Origin of the sequence: uncultured Maricaulis sp. (genome assembly GCF_905480005.1) — a bacterium.
Taxonomy (GTDB): Bacteria; Pseudomonadota; Alphaproteobacteria; order Caulobacterales; family Maricaulaceae; genus Maricaulis.
The window spans coordinates 1-10,478 of record NZ_CAJQOO010000184.1; the positions used below are offsets into that span (position 1 = coordinate 1).

Genomic DNA, 10,478 nt, shown 5'->3' on the forward strand with positions numbered 1-10,478 from the left:
GCGACCTCCACCCTGCTGGGCTATCCGGTCAGCGAAGCCGAGGACATGCCGGATATCGGCACTGACAGCCTGTCCATGGCCTTCGGGGATTTTGGCCGCGGCTATCTCATCGTCGACCGCCAGGGCGTGGAAGTCCTGCGCGACCCCTTCAGCGCCAAACCGCACGTCCTCTTCTACACCACCAAACGCGTCGGCGGCGGGGTGCAGGATTTCGAAGCGATCAAGCTGTTGAAGTTTGGGGTGAGTTGAGGCCGGGAATCTTTTTGTCATCCCTGATGGACGCCCGGCGAAGGCCGGGCGAAAGTCAGGGACCCATGTGATTGCAGAGAGTTAGGTCCCCGCCCTGCGTCCCGCGTTCGCGGGACATCCGGCGGGGATGACAAGTGGTGGATTGGTGTGGTCGGTGTGACGCGCCCTCAGCGCTCACCGCCCCTTTCATCACTTGCCGAGATGTCGCCGCATCCGGTTTTCCAGGTCAAGGGCGCCGCAGGCGCCGCTTCGCGGTTCCACCCTTGAGCTGGAAAACCGGATACGGCCTGCTGGATGACAAGGGATGTAAGGCTCAGTCCGCGCCGAGGCGCCTAGTCATAGTTCCACCCGAAAAAGCTACGAAGCGATGTCGAGCCGGGCGGCGGCAGGCGTCCGTAGCGATAGGCTTTGAGCGCTGCGCCGAGCAGGATGGCAAGCGCAAAAGGGCCGGAGACGATTGTTAGCGGGGGTGCCAGCAGACTCAACCAGAAACCCGTTTCCTGTTCAATCAGGGCCAGCGCGATTGCGATGATCAGGCCGCCGAAAAGAACGGCCATTTCATGACCGATGACCGGCAGGTGCAGGCGGTCGTCCTCGATATGCCAGGCGGGTGACACCGCGCGAATCTCGGTGGGTGACCAGTAGACGCCAACAGTCTTGGCCCACCAGGGCAGCGGGTCCTTGTTGAGTTTCGCCCATCGGCGCAGCACGGGCCGCAGCACGGCGCGCAAGATCGGCGGCAGCACAAAGGCCGGGACAAGCGGTGCCATGACGAGCGGAGCCCAGCCAGTACGGGCTGCGTCATCGGCCGGTAGGCGCAGCAGCGCGACCCAGATCAGCAAACTCGCCAGGCCAGCCAGCCCGAACACGCCGACCTCGACCCAGAACGGCTTAACCGCTTCCGGCGGGAAGCGGACTGCCTCGTCCCCCTCTGAAACGGAGTTTTCCCCCATGTCCCTCACACTCCTTGATCCGCCTTCCGCGGAGCCTGTTTCGCTGGCGGATGCCAGGGCGCGGCTGCGCGTGGCGGATGCGTCGCAGGACGACGCGATCAACCACTGGATACAAACCGCGCGGGCACGTGTCGAGCGGGATACCGGGCGGGCCTGCCTCGCCCAGACCTGGCTGGAACGCCGCGATTTGTGGTGGGGCGAGGGGCGTCTCTCGGCCTTCGGGACGCGGTTGAGACTGCTCAAACCGCCGCTGATCGCGCTTGAGGCGGTTACGATATATGGCATGGATGACACGCCGTCGGAGATCGATCCGGCGGCGTTTTTCGTGGACAGGCTGAGTGATCCGGGCCGGCTTGTCCTGCGACCGGGCATGAGCTGGCCGCAACCGGGCCGGGCGGCGGCGGGGATCGAGATCCGTTTTCGCTGCGGCTATGGCGATCAGCCCGCGGACGTGCCGGCGCCGCTGCGCGAAGCCATTCTCCAGCTCACTGTCCATCTCGCCGAGACCAATGGCGCGTCCTCCGTCCCGCCCGGCGTGGCCGAGCTGATCGGGCCGTTCCGACCGGTGTCCCTGTGAGCGGGGTGATCGAGGCAGTGCAGGCGGCGCTGGCGGCGCGGCTCGCCGCCACACCCGCCGTCACCAATGCGCTGGGCGACCCGCTGCGCCTGTTTGAGGCGCGCAATCGCCGCGCCGCCTTTCCCCATGCCAGCTGGGGCGGCAGCGAGGTCTCCGAGCGCGGCGCGGACGGGGCGCGAATGCTGGAAATTCGGCTCACCCTGGATATCTGGCAACGCGACGCCTCGCCCGCCGCCTTGCTCGGCGTGCTGAGCGATTCCGTCGCTGCGGCGCCTGTGCCCGATCTGCCTGCACCCTGGCGCCTGATCAGTCTGACCCCCGCCTACCGCGATGTCTTCGCCACGCCCGAACGCCGGTTGAAGCGCGGTTTGCTGCGGGTGAGGGCGCTTGTGGCGTGTGCGTGCGTTTAGATTGGGCTTGATGCTAATACAATTTTGTATTGAGTTTCTGCAATGGCTGGGAGGGATCAGATGCTAGCGTATGCTCCGCTGTTAATTGCCGTCGGTTCACTAATAACCGCGACGATGTCATTTCTCAGCTTCCGGCATACTCGGCACGCGGCGGTCCGAAGTGAGACCGTCAGTCTGATTATGCGCATGACGTCAGATGCCCATGTTTCCGGAATGCTTGATAGGTTCAGGAGCTTAAGGTTGTCGCTGGAGGCTCAGGATAGGGCCAATCCCAGTCTAGACGTGCTCAGACGGCACACATTTGTTTGGTCGGCGGCTCCATGGGACTCCACTCGTGTCGTGAAAGATATGTTCAATTTCTACGAGGCAATGGCGCTTGGGGTGAGCGCGGGCTGGCTCGATGAAGCGATTCTGAAGTCATACTGGCGATCGAGCTATGTTTTGGACTTTGACGATTTTCGCCAGTATGTCGACGACATGCGTTCCGATGAGCTTGGCGGACCTAAATTGTACCTCGCTTACGAGGCTTTGGTCCAAAAGTGGCGAGGCGAGAGCACGTAATAGAAAAAGCTATTGGTAATCGATTTCAATCGTCATCAACCGCCCCTCGCCGGGCGGTTTTTTCTTGCCTGATGGCCGGCGCGCGCCGGCCTGCCAGAGGAGATCTCCCATGAGTGTCCAATCCGGCCGCGACATCCTGATCCGCATCGGTGATGGCGGCGATCCACCGGCCTATGAGAGTGCGGCGGGGCTGCGACTGAAGACGATCTCGCTCAATGCCCGACCGGTCGATGTCACCCATGCCGAGAGCGTGGAGGGCTGGCGCGAATTGCTGGCCGGCGGCGGGGTGAAAACGTGCAGTGTCTCCGGCTCCGGCGTCTTCGTGGATGCCGAGGCCGATGCCCGCATCCGTCAGGCCTTCTTCGACCAGTCGCGCGATGACTGGCAATTGCTTATCCCCGATTTCGGCACGCTGACCGGGCCCTTTCAGGTCGCGGCACTGGATTATGCCGGCCGGCATGATGGTGAGGCGAGCTGGTCTATGAGCCTGGCCTCGGCCGGGGCGCTGGTCTTCGCGGCGCTCTAGACATGGCCAATCCCCAACGTGGCGAGATCGAACTCGCCCTGGGCGAGCGCACGCTGACGCTCTGCCTCACCCTGGGGGCGCTGGCCGAAATCGAAACGCTCTGCCCGGCTGGTGAAAGCCTTACGGCCGACTGTCTGGTGCGCGTCGTCGCGGCCCTGGCGCGCGGCGGCGGGACGCCGGTCGAGCTGGCCGAGCTGAAGGACGCGCCGCTCTCGCTTGAAGCTGTCACCGATGCCGTTGCGGCCTGTCTGACGGCCGGGCTGGAGCCATGAAGTGGGCGCCTGTACTGCGCGCCGGCCTGGCGCTGGGTCTGCGCCCCGCGGAGGTCTGGGCGCTGTCTCTCCTGGAATGGCGGGCCCTGACCGGTGCGGCGGGTGATGCCGCCCTGGACCGTGCCGGACTGGATGCGCTGCGGGCCCGCTTTCCCGACACATCCAATGCAAGCACAGCGGAGATTCAGCCATGACGTCATCCTCATCAGACGATCCGTTCGAGACCCTCGCCGACGGGCCGGGCCTGCAGGCCGCCGAGGCGCTGGAGTCGGCGTTCGAGCGCGCCGGCAGCCGGATCGAGCAGGCGCTCGGACGGGCGGCGCGGTCCGGTGAAGCGGATTTTTCCCGCATGACCGATGCCATCCTGGCCGATCTGGCCCGATTGGCGACGCAGCAAGTCATCGAACGCCCCCTGGCGGGGCTGATCGACCGGGCGCTGGGCTCGATTGCCTGGATGACGACGCCCGCCGGAGGCCGGGCCGAGGGCGGTCCGGTCCAGGCGGGCGTGCCCTTTCTGGTCGGCGAACGAGGCCCGGAAGTCTTCACGCCGAGCCAGTCCGGCCAGGTCGCACCGGGCGGGGCGGGCGGTCAGACCGTCAATATCCATCTCACCCTGCCATCCGGTCCGCCCGAGGCTGCAGTGTCGGCGTCACGGGGGCGGATTGCGCGGGCCCTGGCCCGGGCGGTCGATGAGGGGAGGCGCTGGTCATGAGCGTGTTCCACGAGATCCGCTTTCCCTTCCCGGTCTCGGTCGGCGCCACGGGCGGGCCGCAACGGCGGACCGAGATCGTACCGCTCCTGTCCGGCCGCGAGCAGCGCAACACGTCCTGGGCCGATAGTCGCCGTCGCTATGATGCCGGGCCGGGTATTCGCTCGCTGGCGGATATCCACACCCTGCTCGCCTTCTTCGAGGCCCGGCGCGGCCCGCTGCACGGCTTTCGTTTTCGCGACCCTTTCGACAATCGCTCGACCGCACCCGACCGGGCTCCGGAGCCGACAGACCAGCAACTGGGCACGGGCGATGGCAGCAATGCGGTTTTCCAGCTGGTCAAGCGCTATGAGAGCGGCGGCGAAAGCTGGACGCGGACCGTCACCAAACCGGTTGAGGGATCGCTCCGGATCGCGCTGGACGGGGTCGAGACCGAAAACCTCTCGGTCGACTGGACGAGCGGTCTGGTGACCCTTGATACCCCGCCCTCATCGGGGGTGAGCGTCACCGCCGGCTTTGCCTTTGATGTGCCCGTGCGCTTCGAGCAGGACCGGCTCGACCTGGCGCTCGATCAGCCCGGCGCGGCCGCGGCCCATTCCATCCCCCTGATTGAACTCAAACCCTGATGTGTCGCGCCCGGGCGGCGCGAGGAGGTGAGTATGAGACACGTGCCTGAAACCCTGCAGGCGGCGCTCGAGACCGGTGTGACCTGTCTGTGCACCTGCTGGATCGTGACCCGGTCTGATGGCGATCGTTTCGGCTTTACCGACCATGACCGGGACCTCGACTGGCAGGGCGTGACCTGCCGTGCCGGGACCGGTTTTGGCGCGACCGGCTGTGCCGCAGAGGCGGGCCTCGCCCCGGACCAGGCCGGGCTGCTCGGCGCGTTTGATGATGGGGTCCTGCGGGCCGGTGACCTGGAGGCCGGGCTCTGGTCCGGCGCCCGGGTCGAGACCTGGCGGGTCGACTGGTCCGCCGATCCACCCGAGGGTCTCAAGACCGGCCAGGGCGAGCTGGGCGAGGTGCGCCGTGTCGATGCTCGCTTCGAGGCGGAGCTGCTGGGCCTGTCCCACCGCCTGTCACGGGTGACGGGCCGGGTCTTCGCCCGCCGTTGTGACGAGGTGCTGGGCGATGAGCGCTGCGGGGTTGCGGGTGATCATCCCGCCTTCGCACTGGGCTGTGACCAGCGTTTCGCTACCTGCCGCGATCGCTTCTCCAATACGCTCGATTTTCGCGGTTTTCCCTACATGGTCGGCAATGATGTCCTGCAGGCCTCCCCGGCCAGTGAGACGGTCCGCGATGGCGGGTCACGGGGGTTGGGCGGATGAGGCCACGCAAGCCGGTAAAGGCCCGGGCGCAAGCCCTCGCCGAGGCCCGCCGCTGGATCGGCACACCCTATCGCCACCAGGGCAGTTGTCGGGGTGCCGGGTGTGATTGCCTCGGCCTGCTGCGCGGGGTCTGGCGGGCTTTGTATGGCGAAGAGCCGCAAGCCGTGCCGCCTTATGAGCGCGATGTGTCGGGGACTCCTCTGGCCGGCGCATTGATGCAGGCTGCGCGGTGTCATTTCCGCGAGATCGACCGAAATGCGGCGCGGCCCGGTCATGTCCTGCTCTTCGCTGCGGAGCCCGGTGGCCCCGCGCGCCATTGCGCCGTCCTGTCCCAGCACGGGCGCATCATTCACGCCTATTGGCGCCGCAGCGTCTGCGAGACCGTGCTGACCGCCTGGTGGCGCCGGCGACTGGTCGGCGCCTTCGCCTTTCCCGATTCGCCCGCAGGTCAGAGTTTCGATCCCGAGGAGGTGTTTGCATGGCCCAGCTTGTCCTGACCGCAGGCCGCGCGGCGCTGGGGGTTGCGCGTGCCGCCTTGCCGGCGCTCGGCCAGGCCGCCGCCGGTCTGGCGATGAACGCGCTGCGTCCGGCCCGTGAGGGGCCGCGCCTTGCCGAGTTGCCACTGCAGACCTCGACCGATGGCGCGCCCATGCCGCGCCTGTGGGGGCGTGCCCGCATGGCCGGTCAGGTGATCTGGGCGGCGCGCTTTGCCGAGCATTCCGAGACCTCCGGCGGTGGCAAGGGCGGACCGAAACAGACCGGCTATACCTATTCACTCTCCTTTGCCGTCGGGGTGTGTGAGGGCGAGATTGCCGGGATTGGGCGTATCTGGGCCAATGGCGCCCTGCTTGACCGCTCCCGCCATGCCGTGCGCTGGCATGCGGGTCGCGAGGACCAGATGCCGGACCCGCTGATCAGTGCCATTGAAGGCGTCGACGCGCCCGGCTTTCGCGGAACCGCCTATCTCGTCTTTGAGGATCTGGCGCTGGATGCGTTCGGCCACCGCATCCCCAATCTCTCGGTGGAAGTGTTTCGGGGCGTGGGCGAGGGCGGGCTGGAGCGTCAGGTCCGCGGGATCAATCTCATCCCCGGCTGTGGCGAGTTCGCCCTCTCTCCGGATCCGGTCATGCGGCTGGACGGGCCGGGCGCGGAAACACCGCTCAACCGCAATAATGCCCGCGGTCTAACCGATGTCATGGCAGCGCTTGAAGATCTCGAGCGGGACCTGCCCGCATGTCGGTCGGTGCAGATCGTACTGGCCTGGTTCGGCGATGATTTGCGCTGCGGTGTGTGCGAGCTGCGGCCCGGGGTCGAGGATGACAGTACCCGGACCCGTCCGAGCGACTGGTCGGTTGCCGGGATTGATCGCAGCGGAGCCTGGCTCATCGGGCGTGTCGACGGCCGGCCGGTCTATGGCGGTACACCGGATGATGCCGGCGTGATCGCGCTGATCGGTCAGCTCAGGGCGCGCGGCTACCGGGTGACGCTCTATCCCTTCATCCTGATGGATATCCCGGCCGGCAATGGGCTTGCGGACCCCGATGGCGGCAGCGGTCAGCCGGCCTATCCCTGGCGCGGACGGATCCGGCCGGAGGCAGGCAGTGTCGCGCCGCAGGTCTCGGCCTTCATGGGCAGCGCGCAGGCGAGCGATTTCAGTGTGTCGGGTGCGACGATCACCTATGCCGGCCCGTCCGAATGGCGCTATCGGCGCTTCATCCTGCATTGCGCAGCGCTGGCCAGGGCGGCGGGCGGCGTGGACGGGTTTCTCATCGGATCGGAAATGGTGGCGCTGTCCACCGCCGGACTCGAGGAGGGCTATCCGGCGGTCGCGGCCCTGTGCGATCTCGCCGCCGAGGCCCGCACCCTGCTCGGCCCGTCGACCCGACTCTCCTATGCCGCCGACTGGAGCGAGTATCACGGCCATCAGCCCGCCGACGGAGCAAAGCATTTCCACCTCGATCCCTTGTGGTCGCACCCGGCCATCGACGCCGTCGCGATTGATTTCTACATCCCGCTGGCCGACTGGCGCACAGGCGCGGACCATCTCGATACCAGCCTGGCGGATCGCGCCCATGACCGGGACTATCTCGCCGGTCAGGTCGCCGGCGGGGAGGGGTATGACTGGTATTATGCCAGCCCGGCCGACCGGGATGCCCAGGTGCGAACCCCGATCATCGACGCGACCCATGGCGAGGCCTGGGTCTGGCGCGTCAAGGATCTGGTCGGCTGGTGGTCGAACCCGCATCATGACCGGCCGGATGGTGTGCGTGTCGCGACCCCAAGCGGCTGGGTGCCGATGTCAAAACCGGTCTGGATCACGGAAACCGGTTGCCCGGCTGTCGACAAGGGCGCCAATCAGCCCAATGTTTTCATCGATCCGAAAAGCGCGGAGAGCAGGCCGCCCCATTTCTCCACCGGGGCCCGCGATGACCTGATCCAGCGGCGCTATCTGGAAGCCCTGCTGGCGCATTGGGATGATCCGGCCGCCAATCCGGTCTCCCCGCTCTATGGCGGCCCGATGGTCGAGCCGGACTGGACGGCGGTCTGGGCTTTCGATGCCCGACCCTGGCCGGACTTTCCCGCCCGCTCCGAGGTCTGGTCGGATGGCGAGAACTGGCGCCGCGGTCACTGGCTCAATGGCCGGGCCGGTCTCGTGCCGGTTGGCCGCATCATAGACGAGATGGCCGATGCCGCCGGGCTCGAAGCCTGTGATACCAGCGCCGTGCATGATCTCGTCGCCGGTTATCTGGTGGACCGTCCCATGCCCGCCCGTGACGCGCTGGCCCCCCTGGTCGGTCTTCTCGGGCTGGGCGTGCTGGAAGGGGCGTTCTCGCTGCGCTTTGTCTCGGCGGATGTCGTGCCGGCGGGCATCCACGTGTCCGAATGTGTCGATCGCGGGCGGGACAGTGTGATCCGGCGCTACCCCGCGCCGATGGACTTGCTGCGGGATGTGCGTCTGCAGTTTCACGATGACCAGGCCGATTACCGCGCTGGACACGCGGCGGCGCGCGAACATTTCGGGACAGTGGAAAGCCGCGGGTTGAGCGTGCCGGTCACTGCCGACGCCGAGACGGCCAGACGCTGGTGCAGTGATGCGCTGGAGGCGTCTCATCGGCAGGCTGACCACCTCTCTCTCACCGTGCCGCCATCGCTCCTCGCGGTCGAGATCGGCGATGTCCTGACGCGGGAGGATGGGGCGTGGCAAGTCATTGCCCTGGAGGGCGACAGCGTCCGGACGGCCGAGCTGACCCGCCCGGCCGGGCGGGCGGCGACGCTTTCGGCCGGTGAGGCCGGCCGTGAGCAGGCCCTCATTGCGGGGCCGGTCCGCCCGGCACTGGAACTCCTCGATATCCCCCTCCTCTCGGGTGAGTTGCGGGACGGGCCGCGCGTCGCGGCCTGGTCGCGGCCCTGGCCGGGTGCGGTGGATGTCTGGCTGGCCGGCGAAAACCGGCTGACCCTCGGCCGGCCGGCACGTTTCGGCGTGCTGGACGAGGCGCTGGGGACGGGCCCGGTCGGGTATTGGGACCAGGCCAATGCGCTGGTGGTGACCCTGGATGACGGTCATCCGGAAAGCCATGCGCCGGAGGCTGTCCTGGCGGCCGGCAATCGTATTGCGGTTGAACGTGAGGCCGGGGCCTGGGAGGTGATTGCCTTCTGCCATGCGGCGTTGCAGGCGCCGGGTCGCTATCGCCTGACCGGCCTGCTGCGCGGCCTGGGTGCCGGTTATTGCGAGCCGGCGCCGCTGGGCTCGCGTGTGGTGCTGCTCGACACCGCCTGCCAGGCCCTGCCGCTCAGCCCCCATGAGCGCGGGGTCGAGCTGGCGCTTCGGGCCGTGGAGGCCGGGCTGGATCCGCTCGACAATGCGGCGACCGTGCGCAGCGCGCCGCCGCCGCGCGCCGATCTGGAACCCCTGCCTCCGGCGCATTTGCGGCTCTCGCGTACCGCCACCGGCGTGGCGCTTGCCTGGATACGCCAGACGCGCACGGGCGGGGATGACTGGTCGGCCCCGGATGTCCCGCTGGGCGAAGCGGTCGAGGCCTGGCAGGTGATCCTGGTTGGCGACGGGGTCGCCGCGCCGGCCTTGACCCCGGACAGCGCGGCGCTGAGCCTCAGCGATGCCGCGCTGACGGGCCTGTTCGGGGCCTTGCCCGGGCATCTGCTGGCCCGGGTCGCGCAGATATCGGCGCGGATCGGTCCGGGGCGCGAGGCCAGTGCTGAACTCAACCTGTGAGCTGTGCTTTGATATCACCGCCAAAGCCGCTTACATGATGCCTGACCGAGATTACCAACACGGGTCTGGCAAGGCATGACGGGTATGGACGATCCCTACAAGACGCTTGGTGTTGCCAAGACGGCGACCGCTGACGAGATCCGCAAGGCCTATCGCAAGCTGGCCAAGGAACTGCACCCGGATTCCAATCCGGGCAATGCGGCCGCGGAAGAGCGTTTCAAGCACGTCTCCCAGGCCTTCAAACTCCTCTCCGACCCGGACAAGCGGGCCGAGTATGACGCCGCTGCGCGCGCCGGTTTTCATCCCGGCATGGGCGGGATGGGCGGCATGGGTGGTGCGGGCATGGGCGGCGGCAAGCCGTTCAATTTCCGCCAGTCACGCAATGCCGGTCGTGGCGGATTCGAGGACATTTTTTCCGACCTTTTCTCAGACATGGGCGGCCAGGGTGGTGGTCGCCAGCAGCAGGCATCACGCAAGGGGGCCGATATCCGTCAGAGCGTAACCGTCGACTTCATGCAGGCCGCCCAGGGTGGCAAGCATCGCGTCGCCCTGCCGGGCGGTCGAACGGTGGATGTCGCCGTGCCATCCGGTGCCAGTGACGGCCAGGTCCTGCGCCTGCGCGGCCAGGGTGAGGCGTCGGCCATGGGCGGCAAGCCGGGCGA

14 protein-coding genes are annotated in these 10,478 nt (G+C 67.4%); 13 read left to right on the forward strand and 1 reads right to left on the reverse strand.

The genetic code is table 11. The features are described from left to right. Positions 1-249: phage major capsid protein (locus tag QZ266_RS14805; protein WP_295696495.1), on the forward strand; the 249-nt coding region annotated here is incomplete at its 5' end. Positions 250-581: 332 nt separating this feature from the next. On the opposite strand, the gene QZ266_RS14810 is transcribed toward QZ266_RS14805, so the two are convergent. Beyond that, complete coding sequence (locus QZ266_RS14810) at positions 582-1,202, reverse strand: hypothetical protein (protein ID WP_295696497.1); 621 nt, start codon at positions 1,200-1,202, stop codon at positions 582-584. Between QZ266_RS14810 and QZ266_RS14815 the strand changes: the two genes are divergently transcribed. The 12 genes from QZ266_RS14815 to QZ266_RS14870 form a co-directional block, all read left to right on the forward strand. Then, a complete protein-coding gene (locus tag QZ266_RS14815; RefSeq protein ID WP_295696498.1) occupies positions 1,201-1,779 on the forward strand; it encodes a hypothetical protein in 579 nt (192 codons plus the stop codon). The two genes, QZ266_RS14810 and QZ266_RS14815, sit on opposite strands and share 2 nt — an antisense overlap. Next, entirely contained in the window at positions 1,776-2,189 is a 414-nt protein-coding gene (locus QZ266_RS14820; RefSeq protein WP_295696501.1) for a DUF3168 domain-containing protein, read from the forward strand. The genes QZ266_RS14815 and QZ266_RS14820 overlap by 4 nt, the downstream gene beginning before the upstream one ends. Before the next feature lie 114 nt (positions 2,190-2,303). Then, positions 2,304-2,750 carry a DUF4760 domain-containing protein gene (locus tag QZ266_RS14825; protein ID WP_295696524.1) on the forward strand — a complete coding sequence of 149 codons (447 nt, stop codon included), beginning with the start codon at positions 2,304-2,306 and terminating at the stop codon, positions 2,748-2,750. A gap of 109 nt (positions 2,751-2,859) precedes the next feature. Then, a complete protein-coding gene (locus QZ266_RS14830; RefSeq protein WP_295696503.1) occupies positions 2,860-3,276 on the forward strand; it encodes a phage major tail protein, TP901-1 family in 417 nt (138 codons plus the stop codon). 2 nt (positions 3,277-3,278) lie between these two features. Next, complete coding sequence (locus tag QZ266_RS14835; protein ID WP_295696505.1) at positions 3,279-3,548, forward strand: GTA-gp10 family protein; 270 nt, start codon at positions 3,279-3,281, stop codon at positions 3,546-3,548. Continuing rightward, positions 3,545-3,742: a phage tail assembly chaperone gene (locus tag QZ266_RS14840; protein ID WP_295696507.1), complete on the forward strand. Its 198-nt coding sequence runs from the start codon at positions 3,545-3,547 to the stop codon at positions 3,740-3,742. The genes QZ266_RS14835 and QZ266_RS14840 overlap by 4 nt, the downstream gene beginning before the upstream one ends. Next, positions 3,739-4,260, forward strand: coding sequence for a phage tail tape measure C-terminal domain-containing protein (locus tag QZ266_RS14845; RefSeq protein ID WP_295696511.1), 522 nt, complete (start codon positions 3,739-3,741; stop codon positions 4,258-4,260). The genes QZ266_RS14840 and QZ266_RS14845 overlap by 4 nt, the downstream gene beginning before the upstream one ends. Continuing rightward, entirely contained in the window at positions 4,257-4,883 is a 627-nt protein-coding gene (locus QZ266_RS14850) for a DUF2460 domain-containing protein (protein ID WP_295696514.1), read from the forward strand. The genes QZ266_RS14845 and QZ266_RS14850 overlap by 4 nt, the downstream gene beginning before the upstream one ends. A gap of 33 nt (positions 4,884-4,916) precedes the next feature. Beyond that, positions 4,917-5,585, forward strand: a complete 669-nt coding sequence (locus QZ266_RS14855) for a DUF2163 domain-containing protein (protein ID WP_295696515.1) — start codon at positions 4,917-4,919, stop codon at positions 5,583-5,585. Further along, complete coding sequence (locus QZ266_RS14860) at positions 5,582-6,082, forward strand: NlpC/P60 family protein (protein ID WP_295696517.1); 501 nt, start codon at positions 5,582-5,584, stop codon at positions 6,080-6,082. The genes QZ266_RS14855 and QZ266_RS14860 overlap by 4 nt, the downstream gene beginning before the upstream one ends. Further along, positions 6,064-9,816 (forward strand): glycoside hydrolase/phage tail family protein, encoded by a 3,753-nt coding sequence (locus QZ266_RS14865; RefSeq protein ID WP_295696519.1) that lies wholly within the window; start codon positions 6,064-6,066, stop codon positions 9,814-9,816. Before QZ266_RS14860 ends, QZ266_RS14865 begins: the two co-directional genes overlap by 19 nt. A gap of 75 nt (positions 9,817-9,891) precedes the next feature. Next, the coding region (locus tag QZ266_RS14870) for a DnaJ domain-containing protein (RefSeq protein ID WP_295696522.1) at positions 9,892-10,478 on the forward strand (587 nt) is incomplete at its 3' end.

Excerpts from the sequence above, each read along its gene's own strand:
- QZ266_RS14815 (WP_295696498.1), top strand. The coding sequence starts at position 1,201 with ATGTCCCTCACACTCCTTGATCCGCCTTCCGCGGAGCCTGTTTCGCTG.
- QZ266_RS14810 (WP_295696497.1), bottom strand. The coding sequence starts at position 1,202 with ATGGGGGAAAACTCCGTTTCAGAGGGGGACGAGGCAGTCCGCTTCCCG.
- QZ266_RS14825 (WP_295696524.1), top strand. The coding sequence starts at position 2,304 with ATGTCATTTCTCAGCTTCCGGCATACTCGGCACGCGGCGGTCCGAAGT.
- QZ266_RS14830 (WP_295696503.1), top strand. The coding sequence starts at position 2,860 with ATGAGTGTCCAATCCGGCCGCGACATCCTGATCCGCATCGGTGATGGC.
- QZ266_RS14835 (WP_295696505.1), top strand. The coding sequence starts at position 3,279 with ATGGCCAATCCCCAACGTGGCGAGATCGAACTCGCCCTGGGCGAGCGC.
- QZ266_RS14840 (WP_295696507.1), top strand. The coding sequence starts at position 3,545 with ATGAAGTGGGCGCCTGTACTGCGCGCCGGCCTGGCGCTGGGTCTGCGC.
- QZ266_RS14845 (WP_295696511.1), top strand. The coding sequence starts at position 3,739 with ATGACGTCATCCTCATCAGACGATCCGTTCGAGACCCTCGCCGACGGG.
- QZ266_RS14850 (WP_295696514.1), top strand. The coding sequence starts at position 4,257 with ATGAGCGTGTTCCACGAGATCCGCTTTCCCTTCCCGGTCTCGGTCGGC.
- QZ266_RS14855 (WP_295696515.1), top strand. The coding sequence starts at position 4,917 with ATGAGACACGTGCCTGAAACCCTGCAGGCGGCGCTCGAGACCGGTGTG.
- QZ266_RS14860 (WP_295696517.1), top strand. The coding sequence starts at position 5,582 with ATGAGGCCACGCAAGCCGGTAAAGGCCCGGGCGCAAGCCCTCGCCGAG.
- QZ266_RS14865 (WP_295696519.1), top strand. The coding sequence starts at position 6,064 with ATGGCCCAGCTTGTCCTGACCGCAGGCCGCGCGGCGCTGGGGGTTGCG.